This is a genomic window from Streptomyces formicae, assembly GCF_002556545.1.
GTDB classification, from domain to species: domain Bacteria; phylum Actinomycetota; class Actinomycetes; order Streptomycetales; family Streptomycetaceae; genus Streptomyces; species Streptomyces formicae_A.
On the sequence record NZ_CP022685.1, the window covers coordinates 5,556,423 to 5,576,884 of the forward strand.

Below are 20,462 nucleotides of genomic sequence, written 5' to 3' on the forward strand. Positions count from 1 at the left end.
AGCCGTGATCGGTATCAGTGAGTCCGTGATGCAGTTTCTTCTGGCGTTGATCGTCGTCGGCCCGCTCATCGGCGCCGTGGCCGCTCTCCTGCCCGCCCCGCCCGGACTGAAGGGGACGTCGCCCGACCAGGCCGTGCTGCGCCACGGCGTGGTCGTGACCGGCGCGATCCTCATCGCCGCGATCGTCCTCGCGCTCGGCTTCGACCACGACCAGCCGTCGAAGATGCAGGCCACGACCGATATCAGCTGGATCCCCGCACTCGACGTGCGCATCCACCTCGGCATCGACGGCATCTCGCTCCCCCTTCTGGTCCTGACGGCGCTGCTGACCTTCCTCTGCGCGCTCTACAGCTACTTCAAAATGCCTGCCGGGCCGTCCCCCAAGGCATTCGTGGCACTTATCCTCGTGCTCGAGTCCGGCACCCTCGCGACCTTCGCCGTCCTCGATCTGCTGCTGTTCTTCCTGGCGTTCGAGATGGTGCTCATCCCGATGTACTTCCTCATCGCCCGCTGGGGCGGTGCGCAACGGACCCGGGCGGCTTGGAAGTTCATCCTCTACACCCTGCTCGGCTCCGTCGTGATGCTGCTCGGCCTCCTGCTCATCGGGCTCAACTCAGGCACGTTCGACATGGTGGCACTCGCCACTGACAACGGCCGGGGCCTGACCACGTCCGTGCAGGTCATCGCCGTTCTGGCGATCGGGATCGGGCTCGCGGTCAAGACGCCGATGTGGCCGCTGCACAGCTGGCTGCCGGACGCCCACACCGCCGCGCCGACCGTCGGCTCGGTCCTGCTGGCCGGTGTGATGCTGAAGATGGGTACGTACGGGTTCGTCCGCATCCTGCTGCCCGTCGCGCCGGACGGGATGCGGGAGTTCGCGCCGTACCTCGCCGCCTTCGCGGTCGTCGGGATCATCTACGGATCCCTGGCCTGCCTCGCGCTGGCCAGGCAGGGCGCGAAGGGCGACCTCAAGCGCCTCATCGCGTACTCGTCCGTCGGCCACATGGGCTTCGTGCTGCTCGGCATCGCGACGATGAGCCCGACCGGCGTGAACGGCGCGCTGTTCGCCAACATCGCCCACGGCCTCATCACCGGCCTGCTGTTCTTCCTCGTCGGCGCGCTCAAGGACCGCACCGGCACCACCGACCTCGACTCCCTCGCGCAGGAGTCCGGCGCCGCGCTCTACGGCAAGGCGCCCCGCCTCGGCGGCCTGATCGCCTTCGGCGCCGTCGCCTCGCTCGGGCTGCCGGGCCTCGCCGGGTTCTGGGGCGAGATGCTCGCGCTGTTCGGCGCGTTCAAGCCTGCCGACGACCTGAGCCGCCCCGCCTTCCTCACCTTCATGGCCATCGCGGCCTTCGGCACCCTGCTCACCGCCGCGTACATGCTCATCGTCGTACGCCGCGTCTGCATGGGCCCGATGCCGAAGCCCGCGGCCGAAGTCGCGGTCGAACGCGCGGCCGAACCTGCGGTTGAGCCCGCGCCGACGGGACTCGCCGACGTCCACGGCTACGAATTCGCCGCCTGGACCCCGCTCGTCGCCCTCACCGTCCTCGCCGGACTCTGGCCCGCGGCTCTCCTCGGCCTGACCGACCCGGCCGTGCAGAAGCTCCTCACAGGAGGCAAGTCGTGACCGTGGCCGCCGAAAGCGCCGCAAGCCTCGTCCAGTCCGTCGACTGGGTCGCGATCGCACCGCCGACCATCGCGGCGGTCGTCGGCCTCGTCGTCCTGGTCGCCGACCTCTTCGTCGGCGCCGGCAAGAAGGCGGTCCTCGGCTGGATCTCCGTGGCGGGCCTGGCCGCCGCCGCGCTCGCGCTGCTGCCCCTCCTGGACGACGACCGCTCGACCTTCTGCCTGACCGGCGGCGGCACGCACGCGTGCAGCTACACCGCCGACCGCTTCACCCTCGTCATCCAGCTCCTGGTCCTCGGCGGCGCCCTGCTCGCCGCCCTGCTCTCCATGAGCACCCTCAAGGACTCCCAGGACGAACTGCCCGCGGGGGAGTACTGGTTCCTGCTGCTCTCCTCCGCGGCGGGCGCCGCCCTGCTGCCCGCGTCGCGCGACCTCGCGACGCTCATCGTCGCCCTCGAAGTCGCCTCCCTCCCGGCCTTCGCGCTCGTCGGCCTCAAGCGCGGCGACAAGCGCTCCTCCGAAGCGGCCCTGAAGTTCTTCCTCTCCTCGGTCACCGCGACCGCGGTGAGCCTCCTCGGCGTCAGCTTCGTGTACGCCGCGACCGGCACCCTGCACCTCACGGAGATCGCCACCGAACTCCAGGACGTCGACGGGCAGCTGCACACGCTCGCCCAGGCCGGAGTCGCCCTCACCCTCGTCGGCTTCGCCTTCAAGGTGGCGGCCGTGCCCTTCCACTTCTGGGTGCCCGACACCTACGTAGGCGCGCCCCTGCCCGTCGCCGCGTACCTCTCCGTCGTAGGAAAGGCCGTCGGCTTCACCGGGCTGATCCTCGTCACCGTCGTCGCCTTCCCCTCGTACGCGGACGTCTGGGGCCCCGCGATCGCGGTCCTCGCCGCCCTCACCATGACCGCGGGCAACGTCGCGGCGCTGCGACAGCGGGCCACGCGCGCGTACAGCGCGGTCCGCCTGCTCGCCTGGTCCTCGGTCGGCCAGGCGGGCTACCTCCTGGTGCCGATCGCCGCCGCCGGATACGCCGACGACGACGCGGGCGCCCAGAAGGCCATCGGCTCCACCGTCGCGTACGCCCTGATGTACGCGGCCGTGAACCTCGGAGCCTTCGCCGTGGCGGCCCTCGTCGGCCGCTCCCAGCGCCTGAACCGCGTCAGCGACTACCGCGGCCTGTACGCGCGAAGCCCCCTGGCCGCCCTCGTCCTCGGCTTCTTCCTGCTCTGCCTCGCGGGCCTGCCGCCCGGCATCATCGGCCTCTTCGCGAAGGTCACGGTCTTCTCCGCGGTGGTCGACGCGGGCCTGGGCTGGCTCGCCGTGGTGATGGCCGTGAACGTCGTGATCGCGCTCTTCTACTACCTCCAGTGGACCGCGCTGCTCTTCCGTGCCCCCCGGGGAGAGCCCGTCGAGCACCGCGCCCCCGCCCCGCTCACCGCGGCCATCGCCCTGACCGCGATCCTCGGCGTCGCGCTCTCCGGAGCGCCCCAGCTCGTGCTGCGATTCGCCGACACGGGACTCTTCTGAGGGCCCGTCCACGACGAGCACGCGGGCCGTCACCCACGCGGCCTACACCGCTCCTGCGCGCACAAGGGAACTAGTGCCCCCCGCCTGGCGTTGACCAGTACGGGAGGGTCCACTGAACAGTGGAAGCACCAGTCAGCAGAGGGTTCCCCCACGCACCACCAGGAGGGCGTACCGTGCACCGCCGGCACAACGGATTGAAGACCGCCGTACTCCTCGGGGGACTGTCCGCGCTCATCCTTGTCATCGGCAGTTTCTTCGGGCGTACGGGTCTGGTCGTCGCGCTCTTCGTAGCGCTCGGCACCAACGCGTACGCGTACTGGAACAGCGACAAGCTCGCCCTGCGCGCGATGCGCGCCCGTCCGGTGAGCGAATTCGAGGCCCCCGAGCTGTACCGCATGGTCCGCGAGCTCTCCACCCAGGCCCGCCAGCCCATGCCCCGCCTCTACATCTCACCGACGGAGGCGCCCAACGCGTTCGCCACGGGCCGCAACCCGCGCAACGCGGCGGTGTGCTGCACGGACGGCATCCTGCGGATCCTGGACGAGCGCGAACTGCGCGGTGTCATCGGTCACGAGCTCAGCCACGTCTACAACCGCGACATCCTGATCTCGTCGGTCGCGGGCGCCCTCGCCTCCGTGATCATGTTCCTGGTCAACTTCGCCTGGCTGATCCCGGTCGGCCGCTCGAACGACAACGACGGACCCGGCATCTTCGGCATGCTCCTGATCATGCTGCTCGGCCCCCTCGCGGCCTCCATCATCCAGCTCGCGATCAGCCGCTCCAGGGAGTACGAGGCCGACGCGTCCGGCGCGCAACTGACCGGAGACCCTCTCGCTCTCGCGAGCGCCCTGCGTAAACTCGACGCGGGGACGAAGCAGTTGCCGCTGCCGCCCGAGCCCCGTCTCGAGACGGCGAGTCACATGATGATTGCGAACCCTTTCCGCCCGGGGCAGGGCATGTCCAAGATGTTCTCCACGCATCCGCCGATGGCGGAGCGCATTGCCCGACTCGAGCAGATGGCAGGTCGCCACCAGTGAAGACAATCCTGAACGTCATATGGCTCGTCCTCTGCGGCTTCTGGATGTTCCTGGCCTACCTGGTCGCAGGCGCGCTGCTCTGCATCACGATCATCGGCATCCCCTTCGGCCTGGCCAGCTTCCGCATCGGCCGCTATGCCCTGTGGCCCTTCGGCTACACGACGGTCGAGCGCCGCGACGCGGGCGCCCCGTCCTGCGTGGGCAACGTCCTGTGGCTGGTCCTCGCGGGCTGGTGGCTCACCATCGGCCACATCGTCACCGGCTTCCTGCTGTGCGTCACGATCATCGGCATCCCCCTGGGCATCGCCAACTTCAAGCTGATCCCGGTCTCGCTGCTGCCCCTTGGCCGCGAGATCGTCCGCACCGACCAGCCGTTCGCCGCGCGCTACTAGAGCGGGCGCACTCCGGTGCAACTCCCGAGGTACGCACTGGCGGCGTACGACCCCGAGCGGTCCCCGTACGACGACATCTGGGCGCTCTGCGCCGACGCGGAACAGCTCTTCGCCGACCAACTGCCGGACGAGGGCGCCACTCCCGATGAACTCGTGGAGCCGCCCGTACGCCTCATCGGCTGCTCGGCGCGCGGCGCCCTGCGGGACGCCCTGGACGCGGGCGGCAGCGACCTCGGGCACGGCAGGGTGCTGCGTCTCGGCAGCATGGGGCAGACCCTCCAGTACGCCGTGGAGGGCGAGGTCGTCGCCTGGATCCCGTCCGCGCGCGGACGCGGCCTCGTCGACCTCGCCCTCGACCCGTGGACCGTGCGCCCGCCGCGCGCCGCCCGCGAGGTCTGGGAGACCTGGTGGTGCGGCCGCCCCGAGGAACGCAACGGCTGGGCGCGGCACGGGACGGCCGGTCGCGCGCACTGGCTCGGCGTCGCCCGGGTCAACGGCAGACGGCGCAGTCCGGACGCGGGGCCCGGCGTCTCGTACCACCTGGACGGCCGCCACATCACCGACGAGCCCGCCTTCTACTGCGCCCTCGGCGAGGCCCTGAACGGCCCCGCGGGCTACTTCGGACGCGACCTGGAGACCCTGTCCGAGTGCCTGCGCGGCGGCTTCGGCGCGCTCGCGCCCTTCACGCTCGTCTGGCACGACGCGCACATCGCGCGGACCTGCCTGGGCGTCACGCCCCGCACGGACGGGCGCCCGCCGTCCTTCGAGGAACTGCTCGACTTCGTCCTTCGCGCGGGCGTCGAGGTCGTCCTGGCCTGAGGCCCCGTTGTCAGTGCCGTGTTGTCAGTGCCGTGGTCCAGCATGAAGTCATGACCGACACCGAGCAGTTGCCGGCCCGCGCCGAGGCCGCCCCTCGGCTTCAGGCTGCCGCCGCTGCTCGCCGCGCTCTACACCCGCGTCGGGGACGGCGGATTCGGCCCGGCGCAGGTCCTGCTCTACGAGCCCGACGGCGGCGACCCGCGTCCCCTGTGGTTCGTCGACTCCCCGAGCCTGGAGAGCCTGCTCACGGTCTGGCTCGACGGCACGGGCTGGTACCAGGAGGACAACGACGGCATGGACCTGCCGAGTTGGCACGACGGCCCCACGCACGCGCACGACGGCCACGCACGCGTGCGACAGACCTGAGCCATCCCTCGCCCCCTCGCCCTCGCCCTCTCACCGCCGCCAGGGAATCCGCCGCACTCCGTACGCCGCGGCCCCCACCACCAGCACCGCCCCGCCCGTCACCACCGAGGACACCGGCAGCGCGAACGCGAGCACCACGCACCCGACGCCGCCCACCGCGGGCACCACGCGCGCGGTGACCGACGAACCCAGCGTCCACGCCGAGGCGTTGGCGATCGCGTAGTACACCAGCACCCCGAAGGAGGAGAAGCCGATAGCCCCGCGTACGTCCGCCGTCGCTGCCGCCACCGCGACCACCAGGCCGACGGCGGCCTCCGCGCGGTGCGGCACCCGGAAGCGCGGGTGCACGGCCGCGAGAGGGCCCGGCAGATGCCCGTCGCGGGCCATCGCGAGCGTCGTCCGCGAGACGCCGAGGATCAGCGCGAGCAGCGATCCCGCGGCCGCCACCGCCGCGCCCGCCCGCACCACCGGCACGAGCCCCGGCGCACCGGCCGCCCGTACCGCGTCGGCCAGCGGCGCCGTCGCGTCGGCGAGCCCTTCGGTGCCGAGTACGGAGAGGACGGCCACCGCCACCGCCGCGTACACGCACAGCGTGATGCCCAACGCCAGGGGCACCGCGCGCGGAATGGTCCGCGCCGGATCCCGCACCTCCTCGCCGAGCGTCGCGATCCGCGCGTACCCGGCGAAGGCGAAGAACAGCAGCCCGGCGGCCTCCAGCACCCCGCCGCCCCCGCCCGACACCCCGATGTCGACGCGCCCCGCGTCGGACGCGCCCGACCCCAGACAGACGGTCACGACGGCCGCCAGCACGCCGAGCACCACCGCCACGATCGCCCGCGTCAGCCACGCCGACTTCTGCACGCCGAGGTAGTTCACACAGGTCAGCACCACCACGGCGCAGACCGCCACGGCGTGCGCCTGCGCGGGCCACGCGTACGCCCCGACGGTCAGTGCCATGGCCGCGCACGACGCCGTCTTGCCGACGACGAACGCCCAGCCCGCCACGTACCCCCAGAACGGGCCGAGCCGCTCCCGCCCGTACACGTAGGTCCCGCCCGACGCGGGGTAGCGGGCGGCGAGCCGCGCCGACGACGTGGCGTTGCAGTACGCGACCACGGCGGCGAGCGCGAGGCCGACGAGGAGCCCCGATCCGGCGGCTCCGGCGGCGGGTCCGAGCGCGACGAAGACGCCCGCGCCCACCATCGACCCCAGGCCGATCACCACCGCGTCGAAGACGCCGAGCGTGCGTCGGAGCTCCGGTTGCTGTGTCATGCGCCGCACCTTACGGATCACCGCAACCGAGTCACTCCGTAGAGACGTCCTTCAGGACAACACCGCACAAAAGCTCGCCGCACAAAAGCCCACCGCGCGAGAAGGGTTCGCGAGAGAGGTCAGGTCACCGCATGGGCGTCATCAGCTGGATCGTTCTGGGGCTGCTCGCCGGAGCCGTCGCCAAACTGCTGCTGCCCGGCCGCGACCCGGGCGGATTCATCGGCACGACCGTCATCGGCATCGCGGGCGCCTTCATCGGCGGCTGGCTCTCCGCCCGCTACCTCGACCGCCCCATCGTCAACGACTTCTACGACGGGGCCACCTGGGCGGCGGCCATCGGCGGCTCGCTCGTCCTGTTGATCGCCTACCGCGTCCTCTTCGGCCACTCGCGCCGCTGAGCACCCTTCCCCCGAACTGCGGCCAGCAGCAAGGGCGGGCACCCGGCCAGGGTGCCCGCCCTTCGGTGTCGTACTCGGCGTCGTGCAACCGCGGGAAGTACGGGAACTACGGGGGACTACCGGTAGTTCACGAACTGCAGCGCGAATTCGAAGTCCTGCCCCTTGAGCAGCGCCTGCACGGTCTGCAGGTCGTCCCGGCTCTTCGAGCTGACGCGCAGCTCGTCGCCCTGGACCTGCGCCTTGACGCCCTTGGGGCCCTCGTCACGAATGATCTTGGCGACCTTCTTCGCGTTCTCCTGGGAGATGCCCTCCTCGATCGAGGCGAAGATCTTGTACTCCTTGCCGGAAAGCTGCGGCTCGCCCGCGTCCAGCGACTTCAGCGAGATGCCGCGCTTGACCAGCTTGGACTGGAAGACATCGAGGATCGCCTTGACCCGCTCCTCGCCGCTCGCCTCCATCAGGATCTTCTCGCCGGACCACGAGATCGAGGCGCCCGTGCCCTTGAAGTCGTAGCGCTGCGAGATCTCCTTGGCGGTCTGGTTGAGGGCGTTGTCGACCTCCTGCCGCTCGACCTTCGAGACGATGTCGAAACTGGAGTCGGCCATGTCCTGTGGCTCCTTGTATCGGGGTGTGCGTACTCAACGGATACGCGGCCCAATGCCGCCGGCCGCATCCGCAAAGCCTAGCCACAGCCCCCGTGCCGGGTGCCGATCAATCGGGTGGCGAAGCACCCCTGTCCATCAGGTATCGTTTACGTCGTTGCCACGGAGCGCCGCGCAAGCGGAACCAGGCAGCGACCCCGGCGGTGTGCCCGAGCGGCCAAAGGGAGCAGACTGTAAATCTGCCGGCTCAGCCTTCCCAGGTTCGAATCCTGGCGCCGCCACATGAAGGTAAACCCCCTCCGATCTGCGGAAACGTAGAACGGAGGGGGTTTCTTCGTGTGCGAGGGGTCCCGGCCCCGACCCGGCCCGGATCGCCGTTCAGGCCGGGCCGAGCCCCCCTCGTACGATCGCTGTGGACTCCGGAAGCAGGTCCGGGCCGGCGAGGGCGACCTCTTCGGGGACACGGAGAGTGAGCAGGCTGCGGACCCTTTTCAGGGTGCCGAGGCCGATGCTCGGGGGGCGTGCCGCAGAGGCAACGCGCCTCGCGCGCTCCCGATGGGCACACTGATCACATGTCATCCCGCCGCAGGAACTGCCCGGAGTGCCGCCGCGAGATCGCCGTCGTCGGTGGCCGGTTCGCCCGTCACGACCCGCCGGGGCCGCGCGCCGGCGAAGAGCTGGTCTCTTGTCCGGGGTCGCGCAGCCACGCCCAGCTCGGCGCCGTACAGGCCGCTCTGGACGGCTATGTGGTCCCGACGGTCCCGGGGCAGCTCCCGCTGTTCTGAGCGGCCCTCGGCGCCGCCAGGAGCCGCCCTCAGCGCCGCCAGGAGCCGCTCTCGGCGCCGTCCCTCACCTGCGCCGAGCTCAGTTCCCCGCAACGGACTTGACCGCGACGGGCACCGGCACGGACCCGCTGATCAGCTCCAGCGTCAATCCGGCCGTCGCCGACGTCTCCACGAGCTCGGCGAGCACCGCGGCCACGTCGTCGCGCGGAATCGGCCCGCGCCCCGTCGCCGCCTCCAGGCGTACGAGACCGGTGCCCGCGTCGTTCGTCAGCATGCCGGGCCGCAGCACCGTCCAGTCGAGGGCGTCGCGCGAACGTACGTACGCGTCGGCCTCGCCCTTGGCCCGCAGGTAGGCGTCGAAGATCTCGTCGCCCTGGTGCGCCGGATCGGCGCCCATCGAGGACACGACGACATAGCGCCGCACCCCGGCCAGCTCCGCCGCGTCCGCGAACAGCACGGCGGCGCCGCGGTCCACGGTGCTCTTGCGGTCGGCGCCGCTGCCGGGTCCCGCGCCCGCCGCGAACACGACGGCGTCGGCGCCCCGCAGATGCCCGGCCACCTCGTCGACGGACGCCGACTCCAGGTCGCACAGCAGCGGTTCGGCACCGGCCGCGCGCAGATCGGCTTCCTGTCCGGCGTCGCGGATCAGCCCGGCGACCTCGTCACCGCGCGCGGCGAGCAGACGCTCCAGCCGCAGCGCGATCTGACCATGACCTCCAGCGATGACAATGCGCATGTTTCCGACCGTACGGCAGGGCGGGCGGGTTCGCCCCACGCGGAGGAGACGCCTTCAGGGGCTGCCGGGGCATCTGGGGCCTCAGGGACGGTCGGCCGACAGCCCACGCCCCCTCAGAAACCAGTCGCACGAACCAGTCGCACGAACCAGCTCTCAGGGACCCGTCCCGCCCCCCTTGGGCCGCCCCGGCTCGTTCCCCTTGGCGCGTCCCTGCCGCGGCAGATCGAGGGCCACCGCGGCGGCCGAGTCGCAGTACTCGCGCACCGCGCTGGTGCGCGCCACCACGCGCCCCCGGTGCACCACGATGCGGCTGTACGCGAGCGACAGCGCCCCCGCGAGCCGATCGCCCCGTACGGCGAGCAGTTCCGCGGGGAAGCCCGCCTCGACGCGCACCTCGGGCAGTCCCATGGCCGCCCGCGCGGACGTACTGACCGCTCCGTAGGCGTCGTCGGGCCGCAGCCCGGACTGGGAGGCCAGCAAGTAGGCGGCCTCCAGGGGGTCTCCGCGCCCGACCGGGTTGGAGACGTCCCGCATCGCGCCGCTGCCCGCGGCGACCCGTACCCCGGCCGCCCGCAGCAGCCGTACGGGAGCGGCGCCGCGCCGCTCGGCGCTGCCGCAGCCGCCCTGGGGCAGGCAGACGACCGTCACGCCCGCCGCCGCGAGTTGGTCGGCCGTACGCGAGATCACCTCCACGGGCAGCCGCCCGAGCCCGCCGCACGGGCCGATCGTCACCCCGGGGCGCAGCCCGCCCGCCATCGCCGCGAGCCGTCCCAGCCTGGCCGGATCGGCGCCGTCCGTGTGCAGGTCGACAGGGCAGCCGTGCTCGGCGGCGAGTTCGAGGACGGCCTCCGCGTACCCCGTCGGATCGGGGTCGAGATCCGGACAACCGCCCACTACGGAGGCGCCCATCTTCATCGCGTCCCGCAGCATCGCGAGCCCGTCGGACCCGGCGACGCCGGTCAGCAGCCGGGGCACGGCGACCACCGTCAGATCGACAAGGCCCCGCAGCGAACGCCGCGCCTGGAGCACCGCCTCCATCGGGCCGAGCCCCTGGACGTCGCCGATCCGTACGTGGGAGCGCACCGCGGTGGCCCCGTGCCCGAGTTGCAGCAGCGCCGACTCCGTGGCCCTGCGCTGCACGTCCGGGATGTCGTACGAGACGGGTCCCTCGACCTCGGCCGAGAGCGCCGTGTCACCGTGCGTGTGCGGCTCGGCGGCGGCCGGGAGCAGGAGGTGGCCGCCGAGGTCCACGCGCGTGGCCTGGGCGGTCAGGCTGCCGGCCGTGCCGACCGCCTCGATGCGCCCGCCTCCGAGCCGGACGTCCACGGTCCTGCCGTCGGTGAGCCGCGCTCCGCAGAGCAGCAGCGCGCCGGACTCGGCCGCGGGGTCGGGGCCTGAGGAGCCGGAGGAGTGCGGCTGCTGCGGCTGGCTGTCGGGCATCGCGCTCCTGGGGCTCGGGGGCGGCTGCAGTCGGTCGGGGCGTCAAGATCACGCAGCGTGAGTCGAGCCTAGGACGGCGAAAGGCCCGCTTCGAGGAGGAGCGAAATAGTCGTACCGGTGTGGTGCCACGGCACGGATGAGGTGCTCAGAGGCGGTTGAGGCGGCCTTCGCGATGCCCTCGGAGGGCCCTGGCGAAACGGATTTGGGCGATCGGCGGCCGACCGTGTAATGTCTTCATCGCTCGCCCCAATAGCTCAGTCGGTAGAGCGTCTCCATGGTAAGGAGAAGGTCTGCGGTTCGATTCCGCATTGGGGCTCTGATGTCGAGTGATCCTCGCCTTCGGGCGAGGGGATCCGGCATCGCAGCGGTGTAGCTCAGTCGGTAGAGCAAGCGGCTCATAATCGCTGTGTCACCGGTTCAAGTCCGGTCACCGCTACTAACGGTAGCCGATTGTGGGGTCGGTCCTTCGATCGGCTACTCTTTTATGCGTTCATCCGTCCATCCGTCCGTCAAGGAGCACTCACGTGGCTGCCACCGACGTCCGCCCGAAGATCACGCTGGCCTGCGTGGAGTGCAAGGAGCGGAACTACATCACCAAGAAGAACCGGCGTAACGACCCGGACCGTCTTGAGATGAAGAAGCACTGCCCGCGCTGCAACGCGCACACTGCGCACCGCGAAACGCGCTAAACACAGGCTCGTACACGAGGCCGTCCCCGATTGTTGGGGGCGGCCTCGCGTCGTTGATGAAACCAATCGCAGGAGGTGCCGAGTCCATGGCGCTCGACCAGTCCTTCGTGGGGCGGTCCTATCCACCCACCGATCCCTATGAGGTCGGCCGGGAGAAGATCCGCGAGTTCGCCGAGGCCGTGGGCGACGCCAATCCCGTGTACACCGACACGGAGGCTGCCAAGGCGCTCGGTCATTCCGATGTGATCGCCCCGCCGACTTTTGTGTTTGCGATCACGTTCAAGGCGTCGGGTCAGGTCATCGAGGACCCGCAGCTGGGACTCGACTACAGCCGGGTCGTCCACGGGGACCAGCGATTCGTCTACACGCGCCCGGTGCGCGCGGGGGACCGGCTGACGGTCACCTCGTCCATCGAGACCATCAAGTCGCTCGCGGGCAACGACATCCTGGACATCCGGGGCGAGGTCCACGACGAGGCCGGTGAGCACGTCGTGACCGCCTGGACCAAGCTCGTGGCGCGCGCGGCGGAAGGGGCCTGAGGCGATGACGGCGAAGATTTCCTACGACGACGTCGAGGTCGGCACCGAGCTGCCGGCCCAGAGCTTCCCGGTGACGCGCGCCACACTCGTGCGGTACGCGGGTGCCTCCGGTGACTTCAACCCGATCCACTGGAACGAGAAGTTCGCGGTCGAGGTCGGTCTTCCCGACGTCATCGCGCACGGCATGTTCACCATGGCCGAGGCGATCCGCGTGGTGACCGACTGGACGGGCGACCCGGGAGCCGTCGTCGAGTACGGCGTGCGCTTCACCCGGCCCGTCGTCGTCCCGAACGACGACAAGGGCGCGGTCATCGAGGTCGCGGCCAAGGTCGGGGCCAAGCTCGACGACGGCCGTGTCCGGGTGGACCTCGTCGCGACGAGCGAGGGGCAGAAGGTCCTGGGCATGTCCCGGGCCGTCGTCCAGCTCGCCTGAGCGGGGCGGTACGCAGCAGTAAGGGGCGCCCGCAATTGCGGGCGCCCCTTACTGCTTGACGTAGGTAGTGATTGACCACTAACTTAGCCGCATGGTCAGGATGAGCGCAGAGGAGCGGCGCGAGAGCGTCGTCCGCGCGGCGATGAAGGAGTTCGCCCGGGGCGGGTACTACGGCACCTCCACCGAGGCGATCGCCAAGCGCGTGGGCGTCTCGCAGCCGTATCTCTTCCGGCTCTTCCCCGGCAAGAAGGCGATGTTCCTCGCGGCGACGACCCGTTGCATGGAGGACATCCGCAAGGTCTTCGAAGCCGCGGCCGAGGGGCTGCACGGCGAAGAGGCGCTGCACGCCATGGCGGAGGCGTACACCGAGGTGATCGCCAAGGACCCGGACAAGCTGCAGATGCAGCTCCAGGCGTACGTCGCCGTGGCCGCGGCGGAAGCCTCCGGAGACCACGAGTTCGGCGAGATGGTCCGCACGGCCTGGATGGACCTGTGGCACACGGTGCACCTGCCGCTGGGTGCCGACGTGAACGAGACCACGACGTTCCTCGCCTACGGGATGCTCGTCAACGCCCTGGCCGCGATGGGCTTCAAGGCCGATCACCCGGTCTGGGAGGGGCTCTACATCTCCGCCCGGGTCAAGGATCACCCCGGGAAGGACTAGTTCCGCACCGCCGTTCCGGTCGTCGCGCCGGGCGGACCCCACGTCGGTCGTCGGCGTGGTTCCGTCTGCCTCGCGAAGTTAGTCATCAATAACTAACCATTGAGATGTCACAGGGGGAGTCATGGAACAGCAGCAACCGAGTCGGGGGAGCGCCGTCTGGGCCCTCGTCGTCACCAGCGTCGCCGGATTCATGGCGGCTCTCGACAACCTCGTCGTCACCACCGCCCTGCCCTCCATCCGCGAGGACTTCGGGGGAGCGCTGCACGACCTCGAATGGACCGTGAGCGCCTACACCCTCACGTTCGCCGTACTGCTGATGTTCGGCGCCGCCCTGGGGGACCGGTTCGGGCGGCGCAAGCTCTTCATGGTGGGTCTCACGGTCTTCACCGGGGCTTCGGCCGCCGCGGCCCTCGCGCCCGGCCTCGGGGCCCTGGTCACCGCCCGCGCGGTGCAGGGGGCAGGTGCCGCGATCATGATGCCGCTGACGCTGACCCTCCTGACGGCGGCCGTGCCGGTGGCCAAGCGCGGCATGGCGTACGGGATCTGGGGCGCCGTCAACGGCCTCGCGGTCGCCAGCGGACCGCTCATCGGCGGCAGCCTCACCGAACACGTGTCCTGGCAGTGGATCTTCTGGCTGAACGTCCCGCTCGGCTTGATCCTGCTGCCGCTCGCCCGGCTCCGTCTCGCCGAGTCGTACGCCTCCGGGGCGCGCCTGGACAGCGCGGGCACGCTGCTGGCCAGCGGGGGACTCTTCGGCATCGTGTACGCCCTGGTGCGCGGTCCGCTCGACGGCTGGGCCAGTGCCACCGTCCTCACCAGCCTGATCGCGGGCGTCGCGCTGCTCGGCGGCTTCATCCACCACGGCATCCGCAACAAGGCGCCGATGCTGCCGATGCGCCTCTTCCGTAGTCGTGCGTTTTCCGGGATCAACGCCGCGAGCCTGCTGATGTTCCTCGGGATGTTCGGCTCGATCTTCCTGCTCAGCCAGTACATGCAGACGGTCCTCGGCTACTCGCCCACCGAGGCCGGACTGCGGATGCTGCCCTGGACCGGCATGCCGATGCTCGTCTCGCCCCTGGCCGGGTACCTCTCCGACCGGATCGGTGGCCGACCTGTCGTCGCCACCGGCCTCTTCCTCCAGGCCCTGGGCCTGGCCTGGTACGCCGTGGTGGTGGGCCCCGACGCGGCGTACGGAGTGCAGCTTCCCGCCCTGGTCATCAGCGGCGTCGGCATGGCCCTCTACTTCGCCCCGGCCGCCAACCTGGTCATGTCCAGCGTCCGGCCGCACGAGCAGGGCATCGCGTCCGGCGCCAACAACGCGCTGCGCGAGGTCGGCGGCGCGCTCGGCATCGCCGTGATGTCCTCGATCTTCTCCGCGCGGGGCGGCTACGGGAGTGCCGAGACCTTCGTGGACGGACTGGAGCCCGCGCTGTGGGTGGGCGCCGCGGTGGTGGCGCTCGGGGCCGTGGCGGCGCTGTTCATCCCCTCGCGCCGCGCGACGCCCGAGCCGGTCGCTCCGGAGCCGGACAAGGAGCTGATCGCGGCCTGAGCCGCGACGATCGCACCGGGCGCGTGTCCTTGCCGCACCGCCCGCGCGCCCCTGCCGCACCGGATGTGACGAGGGACAAGTCCCGACGAGAACGGCCCCGCCCTGACCGGCGGGGCCGTTCTCGTACTCTTGAGCACGTGCAGGAACTCCACGATGCCCCGCTCGCCCCGCTGACCACCTTCCGCCTCGGGGGTCCCGCGACCCGTCTGATCACCGCGGTGACCGATGCCGAGGTGATCGCCGCCGTCCGGGAGGCCGATGACACCGGGACTCCGCTGCTGCTCATCGGCGGTGGATCGAACCTGGTCATCGGCGACAAGGGCTTCGACGGCACCGCCCTGCGCATCGCCACGAAGGGCTTCGCGCTCGACGGCACCGAGCTGGAGCTCGCGGCCGGAGAGGTCTGGACCGACGCGGTCGCCCGCACCGTCGAGGCCGGTCTCGCGGGCATCGAGTGCCTCGCCGGGATCCCCGGCTCCGCGGGCGCGACGCCGATCCAGAACGTGGGGGCGTACGGCCAGGAGGTCTCGTCGACGATCACCGAAGTGGTCGCGTACGACAGGAAGACCCACGAGACGGTCACCCTTGCGAACGCCGAGTGCGACTTCTCGTACCGGCACAGCCGCTTCAAGGCCGATCCCGATCGCTTCGTGGTCCTGCGCGTGCGGTTCGCGCTGGAGGACGCGCAGGGGATGAGCGCCCCGCTCAAGTACCCGGAGACGGCGCGCACGCTCGGCGTGGAGGCGGGGGAGAGGGTCCCCGCGGCGATCGCCAGGGAGACCGTCCTGAAGCTCCGCGCGGGCAAGGGCATGGTGCTCGACCCCGAGGACCACGACAGCTGGTCGGCGGGGTCCTTCTTCACCAACCCGATCCTCACGGACGAGGAGTTCGCGGCCTTCCACGCGCGCGTGGTGGACCGGCTCGGCCCGGACGTCACCCCGCCCGGCTTCCCCTCGGGCGAAGGACACGTGAAGACCTCCGCGGCCTGGCTCATCGACAAGGCGGGCTTCACCAAGGGCTACGGAGAGGGCAGGGCCCGCATCTCCACCAAGCACACCCTCGCGCTCACCAACCGCGGCGGCGCGACCACGGAGGACCTTCTGGACCTCGCCCGCGAGGTCGTCGCGGGCGTGCGTGAAGCCTTCGGGATCACCCTCGTCAACGAGCCGGTGACGGTGGGCGTCAGCCTGTAGGGCCCGGCCGGTCGGGCCCGGCCTGTAGGGCCCGGTCAGTAGGCCACGCCCACGCCCTGCTTCACGGTGGCGCGGTCGTCGACCATGGCCAGCATCGCGTGCGCCACGTCGGCGCGCGCGATCGTGCGCCCCGCGCGCGGGAAGCCGCCCACGACCGTGCGGTAGGAGCCCGTGAGGGGCTTGTTCAGGAGCCGCGGCGGCCGCACCGACGTCCAGTCCGTCGCGCTGGCGGCGAGGTCGGCCTCCAGCGCGGTCAGGTCGGTGTACACGTCCTTCAGGACCCGGCCGATCACGGCCAGCACTACCCGGTCGACGAGCGGGTTCTCCGCGGGCTCGGGGCCCACCGGGGCCGCGCTCACCACCAGCAGGCGCCGCACCCCCTCCGCGTCCATCGCCCGCAGCACCGAACGCGTCAGCTCCGTGGCGATGCCCGCGTCGGCGCGCTTGCGGGCGCCGAGTCCGGAGAGGACCGCGTCCCGGCCCGCGACCGCGGGCCGCAGCGCCTCCGCGTCGCGCACGTCGGCCCGGAAGACCTCCAGGCGCTCGCCGGTCACCTCCAGGCGCGCGGGATCGCGTACGACGGCCGTCACCTCGTGTCCCGCCGTCAGCGCCTGTCGGACGATCTCCTTGCCGATGCCGCCTGTCGCACCGAACACCGTGAGCTTCATCGCGCACCCTCCCAAGGTGGGTAAGTATTCACTCACCTCTAGGATGAGTAAGCACTCACCCACCCGTCAAGCCTGGTTGGACGACACATGCAGCAGAAGCCCACCCGGGCCCGCATCCTCGACGCGGCCCATGAGCTCATGTTCACCCTCGGCCTCGCCCGCGCCACCACCAAGGAGATCGCCAAGACGGCGGGCTGCTCCGAGGCCGCGCTCTACAAGCACTTCGAGAGCAAGGAGGAGCTGTTCGTGAGCGTCCTCCAGGAGCGGCTGCCCAGGCTCAACCCGAGGCTGCGCCAGCTCATCGAGGAGCCGGGGGAGCGTTCCGTGGAGGAGAACCTCGTCGAGATCGCCCGGCTGGCCAGCGACTTCTACGCGGAGAGCTTCCCGATCGCCGCCTCCTTGTACGCGGAGACCAAGCTCAAGCGCCGCCACGAGGACTCCATGCGGGCGCTGGGAACCGGCCCCCACATGCCCATCGAGGCCCTGGACGCCTATCTGCGCACCGAGCGCGACGCGGGACGCATCGCCCCCGACGCCGACACCTTCGCCGCCGCCTCGCTGCTCATGGGCGCCTGCGCGCAGCGTGCCTTCGCCTACGACGCCACGGTCGGCAAGCAGCCCCCTCAGCCCGTCGAGGAGTTCGCCGCGGCCCTGGCCCGCACCCTCCTCAAGGGCATAGGTTCCTGAAGGGCGTCAGCTGACCAGCCACCGGTCCACTCCGGCCAGCAGCTTGTCCTGTACGTCGAGGGGGGCGGCCGAGCCGCGCACCGACTGCCGTGCCAGCTCGGCCAGTTCGGCATCGGTGAAACCGTGGTGCACGCGCGCGATGTCGTACTGCGCGGCAAGGCGGGAGCCGAAGAGCAGCGGGTCGTCGGCGCCGAGCGCCATCGGCACCCCGGCGTCGAAGAGCGTGCGCAGCGGCACGTCCTCCGGCTTCTCGTAGACGCCGAGGGCGACGTTGGACGCCGGACACACCTCGCACGTCACGCCGCGGTCCGCGAGCCGCTTCAGGAGCCGGGGATCCTCGGCCGCGCGCACGCCGTGCCCGATCCGCGAGGCGTCCAGGTCGTCCAGGCAGTCCCGCACCGAGGCGGGCCCGGTCAGCTCGCCGCCGTGCGGCGCCGCGAGCAGCCCGCCGTCACGGGCGATCGCGAAGGCGCGGTCGAAGTCCCGCGCCATGCCGCGCCGTTCGTCGTTGGAGAGCCCGAAGCCGACGATGCCCCGGTCCGCGTACCGCACCGCGAGCCTGGCCAGCGTGCGGGCGTCCAGAGGGTGCTTCATGCGGTTCGCGGCGACGAGCACGCGCATGCCGAGGCCGGTCTCCCGCGAGGCGCTCTCGACGGCGTCCAGGATGATTTCCAGGGCCGGGATGAGCCCACCCAGGCGCGGCGCGTACGACGTCGGGTCGACCTGGATCTCCAGCCACCCCGACCCGTCCCGCAGATCCTCCTCCGCGGCCTCGCGCACCAGGCGCTGGATGTCCTCGGGCTCGCGCAGACAGGAGCGCGCCGCGTCGTAGAGCCGCTGGAAGCGGAACCAGCCGCGCTCGTCGGTCGCGCGCAGCTTCGGCGGCTCGGCGCCGGTCAGCGCGTCGGGGAGCCGCACCCCGTACTTGTCGGCGAGGTCGAGCAGCGTGGCGGGCCGCATGGACCCGGTGAAGTGCAGGTGCAGATGGGCCTTGGGCAGCTCTCTTATGTCTCGTACGCGCTCCATTCCAGGATCTTGCCGTACGCACCCGGCGTCCCGGTAGCGGCTTTCCCCCTTCGTGGTCTCCTCCGAACGAAGAAACGGGCCGCCCTCCCGGAGGGGAGGACGGCCCGCACGCACGCGTGGAACGTCAGTCGCGAGCCTCGGCGAGCAGCTTCTGGAGCCGCGAGATGCCCTCGACGAGATCCTCGTCACCGAGCGCGTAGGACAGGCGCAGGTAGCCGGACGTGCCGAAGGCCTCGCCGGGCACCACCGCGACCTCGGCCTCCTCCAGGATCAGCGCGGCGAGCTCGACGCTGTTCTGCGGACGCTTGCCGCGGATCTCCTTGCCGATGAGGGCCTTCACCGAGGGGTACACGTAGAACGCGCCCTCGGGCTCGGGGCAGAGCACGCCCTCGATCTCGTTGAGCATCCGCACGATGGTCCTGCGGCGCCGGTCGAAGGCCTCGCGCATCTTCGCGACGGCGACCAGGTCACCGGAGACGGCCGCGAGCGCGGCGGCCTGCGCGACGTTGGAGACGTTGGACGTGGCGTGCGACTGGAGGTTCGTCGCGGCCTTCACGACGTCCTTCGGGCCGACGATCCAGCCGACCCGCCAGCCGGTCATCGCGTACGTCTTGGCGACGCCGTTGACCACGATGCACTTGTCGCGCAGCTCGGGCAGGATCGCGGGGAGCGAGGTGAACTTCGCGTCTCCGTAGACGAGGTGCTCGTAGATCTCGTCGGTGAGGACCCACAGACCGTGCTCCAGGGCCCAGCGGCCGATGGCCTCCGCGTCGGCCTCGCTGTAGACGGCGCCCGTGGGGTTGGACGGGGAGACGAAGAGCACGACCTTCGTACGCTCCGTGCGCGCGGCCTCCAGCTGCTCCACGGAGACGCGGTAGCCGGTGGTCTCGTCGGCGACGACCTCGACCGGGACACCGCCGGCGAGACGGATCGACTCCGGGTAGGTCGTCCAGTACGGAGCGGGGACGATGACCTCGTCGCCCGGGTCGAGGATCGCGGCGAACGCCTCGTAGATGGCCTGCTTGCCGCCGTTGGTCACCAGGACCTGCGAGGCGTCGACCTCGTAGCCCGAGTCGCGCAGCGTCTTCGCGGCGATCGCGGCCTTGAGCTCGGGGAGCCCCCCGGCCGGGGTGTAGCGGTGGAACTTCGGGTTCTTGCAGGCCTCGACGGCCGCTTCGACGATGTAGTCCGGGGTCGGGAAGTCGGGCTCACCCGCGCCGAACCCGATCACCGGACGGCCGGCGGCCTTGAGTGCCTTGGCCTTGGCGTCGACGGCGAGGGTCGCGGACTCGGAGATCGCACCGATGCGGGCGGAAACCCGGCGCTCGGTCGGAGAAGTTGCAGCGCTCATCACCCCATCGTTCCAGACCCCGAAGACCCCCGGCACACGGGTTTCCCGGAGCCTTTGATCCGAAGCTGTTCGACGGGGGGCCGCGGACCACGTACACTCACTGCTCGTTGGCCCTCACCGGCCGCTCCTCTCAACAGCACTCCGTGCACCTGAGCGGATGCGGTAGGTTGGGGGAAATCAAAGGGTCGTAGCTCAATTGGTAGAGCACTGGTCTCCAAAACCAGCGGTTGGGGGTTCAAGTCCCTCCGGCCCTGCTACACACTCCTTCGCCAGGATGTGTGCGCATGTACGTACTGCATTGCACCGCCGTGCGGCTCATACCGGGCGCGGCACGGCCACGACCCGGAATCAGGTGAGGACGAGTGACGGACGCCGTGGGCTCCATCGACATGCCTGATGCCCAGGACGAGGCGCAGGAGTCGAAGAGGAAAGCCCGCAAGGGCGGCAAGCGCGGCAAGAAGGGCCCCTTCGGCCGTCTCGCGCTCTTCTACCGCCAGATCATCGCGGAGCTCCGTAAGGTTGTCTGGCCGACGCGCAGTCAGCTGACGACCTACACCACAGTGGTGATCGTCTTCGTCGTCATCATGATCGGTCTTGTGACCGTGATTGACTATGGCTTCAGCCACGCTGTCAAGTACATCTTCGGCTGAGCCGAGA

At 70.7% G+C, this 20,462-nt stretch carries 22 protein-coding genes and 4 tRNA genes; 19 read left to right on the forward strand and 7 right to left on the reverse strand.

The window, feature by feature from the left end:
* Positions 1 to 4: 4 nt before the first annotated feature.
* From KY5_RS24160 to KY5_RS24180, 5 genes are all read left to right on the forward strand, one after another.
* Positions 5 to 1,630 carry an NADH-quinone oxidoreductase subunit M gene (locus KY5_RS24160; RefSeq protein ID WP_098244214.1) on the forward strand — a complete coding sequence of 542 codons (1,626 nt, stop codon included), beginning with the start codon at positions 5 to 7 and terminating at the stop codon, positions 1,628 to 1,630.
* Positions 1,627 to 3,159 (forward strand): NADH-quinone oxidoreductase subunit N, encoded by a 1,533-nt coding sequence (locus tag KY5_RS24165; RefSeq protein ID WP_234362843.1) that lies wholly within the window; start codon positions 1,627 to 1,629, stop codon positions 3,157 to 3,159. Before KY5_RS24160 ends, KY5_RS24165 begins: the two co-directional genes overlap by 4 nt.
* Before the next feature lie 173 nt (positions 3,160 to 3,332).
* Positions 3,333 to 4,196 (forward strand): zinc metalloprotease HtpX, encoded by an 864-nt coding sequence (htpX, locus tag KY5_RS24170; protein WP_098244215.1) that lies wholly within the window; start codon positions 3,333 to 3,335, stop codon positions 4,194 to 4,196.
* Entirely contained in the window at positions 4,193 to 4,588 is a 396-nt protein-coding gene (locus KY5_RS24175) for a YccF domain-containing protein (protein ID WP_098244216.1), read from the forward strand. Before htpX ends, KY5_RS24175 begins: the two co-directional genes overlap by 4 nt.
* Before the next feature lie 15 nt (positions 4,589 to 4,603).
* The gene (locus tag KY5_RS24180; protein ID WP_098244217.1) at positions 4,604 to 5,407 is read left to right on the forward strand and encodes a barstar family protein; all 804 of its coding nucleotides are present in this window, start codon (positions 4,604 to 4,606) and stop codon (positions 5,405 to 5,407) included.
* Positions 5,408 to 5,803: 396 nt separating this feature from the next.
* Here the strand turns inward: KY5_RS24180 and KY5_RS24190 are convergent, their stop codons facing one another.
* Positions 5,804 to 7,045: an APC family permease gene (locus tag KY5_RS24190; protein ID WP_098244218.1), complete on the reverse strand. Its 1,242-nt coding sequence runs from the start codon at positions 7,043 to 7,045 to the stop codon at positions 5,804 to 5,806.
* 131 nt (positions 7,046 to 7,176) lie between these two features.
* On the opposite strand from KY5_RS24190, the gene KY5_RS24195 reads away from it, so the two are divergent.
* Positions 7,177 to 7,443, forward strand: a complete 267-nt coding sequence (locus KY5_RS24195) for a GlsB/YeaQ/YmgE family stress response membrane protein (protein ID WP_098244219.1) — start codon at positions 7,177 to 7,179, stop codon at positions 7,441 to 7,443.
* A gap of 116 nt (positions 7,444 to 7,559) precedes the next feature.
* Here KY5_RS24195 and KY5_RS24200 read toward each other — a convergent pair whose 3' ends face one another.
* Positions 7,560 to 8,048 (reverse strand): YajQ family cyclic di-GMP-binding protein, encoded by a 489-nt coding sequence (locus tag KY5_RS24200; RefSeq protein ID WP_055547853.1) that lies wholly within the window; start codon positions 8,046 to 8,048, stop codon positions 7,560 to 7,562.
* A gap of 196 nt (positions 8,049 to 8,244) precedes the next feature.
* Here KY5_RS24200 and KY5_RS24205 point away from each other — a divergent pair.
* Positions 8,245 to 8,326: transfer RNA gene (locus tag KY5_RS24205), tRNA-Tyr, on the forward strand.
* A 291-nt stretch (positions 8,327 to 8,617) separates the two neighbouring features.
* Complete coding sequence (locus KY5_RS24210) at positions 8,618 to 8,830, forward strand: hypothetical protein (protein ID WP_055547851.1); 213 nt, start codon at positions 8,618 to 8,620, stop codon at positions 8,828 to 8,830.
* 79 nt (positions 8,831 to 8,909) lie between these two features.
* On the opposite strand, the gene KY5_RS24215 is transcribed toward KY5_RS24210, so the two are convergent.
* Both KY5_RS24215 and KY5_RS24220 read right to left on the reverse strand, forming a co-directional pair.
* Positions 8,910 to 9,566, reverse strand: coding sequence for an SDR family oxidoreductase (locus KY5_RS24215; protein WP_098244220.1), 657 nt, complete (start codon positions 9,564 to 9,566; stop codon positions 8,910 to 8,912).
* 153 nt (positions 9,567 to 9,719) lie between these two features.
* Positions 9,720 to 11,006 carry an amidohydrolase family protein gene (locus KY5_RS24220; RefSeq protein WP_098244221.1) on the reverse strand — a complete coding sequence of 429 codons (1,287 nt, stop codon included), beginning with the start codon at positions 11,004 to 11,006 and terminating at the stop codon, positions 9,720 to 9,722.
* 243 nt (positions 11,007 to 11,249) lie between these two features.
* Between KY5_RS24220 and KY5_RS24225 the strand changes: the two genes are divergently transcribed.
* The 8 genes from KY5_RS24225 (at position 11,250) to KY5_RS24260 (ending at position 16,073) form a co-directional block, all read left to right on the forward strand.
* A tRNA-Thr gene (locus tag KY5_RS24225) sits at positions 11,250 to 11,322 on the forward strand.
* Positions 11,323 to 11,369: 47 nt separating this feature from the next.
* Positions 11,370 to 11,442 (forward strand) — tRNA-Met (locus KY5_RS24230).
* Between the two features lie 88 nt (positions 11,443 to 11,530).
* The gene (gene rpmG / locus KY5_RS24235) at positions 11,531 to 11,695 is read left to right on the forward strand and encodes a 50S ribosomal protein L33 (RefSeq protein WP_004571794.1); all 165 of its coding nucleotides are present in this window, start codon (positions 11,531 to 11,533) and stop codon (positions 11,693 to 11,695) included.
* Between the two features lie 86 nt (positions 11,696 to 11,781).
* Entirely contained in the window at positions 11,782 to 12,234 is a 453-nt protein-coding gene (locus tag KY5_RS24240) for a MaoC family dehydratase N-terminal domain-containing protein (RefSeq protein ID WP_098244222.1), read from the forward strand.
* A 4-nt stretch (positions 12,235 to 12,238) separates the two neighbouring features.
* Entirely contained in the window at positions 12,239 to 12,667 is a 429-nt protein-coding gene (locus KY5_RS24245) for a MaoC family dehydratase (RefSeq protein ID WP_098244223.1), read from the forward strand.
* A 91-nt stretch (positions 12,668 to 12,758) separates the two neighbouring features.
* Complete coding sequence (locus KY5_RS24250) at positions 12,759 to 13,331, forward strand: TetR/AcrR family transcriptional regulator (RefSeq protein WP_098244224.1); 573 nt, start codon at positions 12,759 to 12,761, stop codon at positions 13,329 to 13,331.
* A gap of 121 nt (positions 13,332 to 13,452) precedes the next feature.
* A complete protein-coding gene (locus KY5_RS24255; protein WP_098244225.1) occupies positions 13,453 to 14,880 on the forward strand; it encodes a DHA2 family efflux MFS transporter permease subunit in 1,428 nt (475 codons plus the stop codon).
* A gap of 65 nt (positions 14,881 to 14,945) precedes the next feature.
* Positions 14,946 to 16,073, forward strand: a complete 1,128-nt coding sequence (locus KY5_RS24260; protein WP_098244226.1) for a UDP-N-acetylmuramate dehydrogenase — start codon at positions 14,946 to 14,948, stop codon at positions 16,071 to 16,073.
* A gap of 35 nt (positions 16,074 to 16,108) precedes the next feature.
* Here the strand turns inward: KY5_RS24260 and KY5_RS24265 are convergent, their stop codons facing one another.
* Positions 16,109 to 16,741 (reverse strand): NAD(P)-dependent oxidoreductase, encoded by a 633-nt coding sequence (locus KY5_RS24265; protein WP_098244227.1) that lies wholly within the window; start codon positions 16,739 to 16,741, stop codon positions 16,109 to 16,111.
* 87 nt (positions 16,742 to 16,828) lie between these two features.
* On the opposite strand from KY5_RS24265, the gene KY5_RS24270 reads away from it, so the two are divergent.
* Positions 16,829 to 17,428, forward strand: coding sequence for a TetR/AcrR family transcriptional regulator (locus tag KY5_RS24270; protein ID WP_098244228.1), 600 nt, complete (start codon positions 16,829 to 16,831; stop codon positions 17,426 to 17,428).
* A 6-nt stretch (positions 17,429 to 17,434) separates the two neighbouring features.
* Here KY5_RS24270 and KY5_RS24275 read toward each other — a convergent pair whose 3' ends face one another.
* Positions 17,435 to 18,454 (reverse strand): adenosine deaminase, encoded by a 1,020-nt coding sequence (locus KY5_RS24275; protein WP_098244229.1) that lies wholly within the window; start codon positions 18,452 to 18,454, stop codon positions 17,435 to 17,437.
* Positions 18,455 to 18,578: 124 nt separating this feature from the next.
* Positions 18,579 to 19,805, reverse strand: coding sequence for a pyridoxal phosphate-dependent aminotransferase (locus KY5_RS24280; protein ID WP_098244230.1), 1,227 nt, complete (start codon positions 19,803 to 19,805; stop codon positions 18,579 to 18,581).
* Positions 19,806 to 19,986: 181 nt separating this feature from the next.
* Here KY5_RS24280 and KY5_RS24285 point away from each other — a divergent pair.
* Positions 19,987 to 20,059 (forward strand) — tRNA-Trp (locus tag KY5_RS24285).
* A gap of 108 nt (positions 20,060 to 20,167) precedes the next feature.
* Positions 20,168 to 20,455, forward strand: a complete 288-nt coding sequence (gene secE, locus KY5_RS24290) for a preprotein translocase subunit SecE (protein ID WP_098244231.1) — start codon at positions 20,168 to 20,170, stop codon at positions 20,453 to 20,455.
* The last annotated feature ends 7 nt before the right edge of the window (positions 20,456 to 20,462 follow it).

Coding starts and splice junctions, on each gene's coding strand:
- KY5_RS24275 (WP_098244229.1), bottom strand. CDS start 18,454: ATGGAGCGCGTACGAGACATAAGAGAGCTGCCCAAGGCCCATCTGCAC.
- KY5_RS24245 (WP_098244223.1), top strand. CDS start 12,239: ATGACGGCGAAGATTTCCTACGACGACGTCGAGGTCGGCACCGAGCTG.
- KY5_RS24265 (WP_098244227.1), bottom strand. CDS start 16,741: ATGAAGCTCACGGTGTTCGGTGCGACAGGCGGCATCGGCAAGGAGATC.
- KY5_RS24215 (WP_098244220.1), bottom strand. CDS start 9,566: ATGCGCATTGTCATCGCTGGAGGTCATGGTCAGATCGCGCTGCGGCTG.
- KY5_RS24280 (WP_098244230.1), bottom strand. CDS start 19,805: ATGAGCGCTGCAACTTCTCCGACCGAGCGCCGGGTTTCCGCCCGCATC.
- KY5_RS24270 (WP_098244228.1), top strand. CDS start 16,829: ATGCAGCAGAAGCCCACCCGGGCCCGCATCCTCGACGCGGCCCATGAG.
- KY5_RS24200 (WP_055547853.1), bottom strand. CDS start 8,048: ATGGCCGACTCCAGTTTCGACATCGTCTCGAAGGTCGAGCGGCAGGAG.
- KY5_RS24220 (WP_098244221.1), bottom strand. CDS start 11,006: ATGCCCGACAGCCAGCCGCAGCAGCCGCACTCCTCCGGCTCCTCAGGC.
- KY5_RS24240 (WP_098244222.1), top strand. CDS start 11,782: ATGGCGCTCGACCAGTCCTTCGTGGGGCGGTCCTATCCACCCACCGAT.
- KY5_RS24250 (WP_098244224.1), top strand. CDS start 12,759: ATGGTCAGGATGAGCGCAGAGGAGCGGCGCGAGAGCGTCGTCCGCGCG.
- KY5_RS24190 (WP_098244218.1), bottom strand. CDS start 7,045: ATGACACAGCAACCGGAGCTCCGACGCACGCTCGGCGTCTTCGACGCG.
- KY5_RS24255 (WP_098244225.1), top strand. CDS start 13,453: ATGGAACAGCAGCAACCGAGTCGGGGGAGCGCCGTCTGGGCCCTCGTC.
- KY5_RS24195 (WP_098244219.1), top strand. CDS start 7,177: ATGGGCGTCATCAGCTGGATCGTTCTGGGGCTGCTCGCCGGAGCCGTC.
- KY5_RS24210 (WP_055547851.1), top strand. CDS start 8,618: ATGTCATCCCGCCGCAGGAACTGCCCGGAGTGCCGCCGCGAGATCGCC.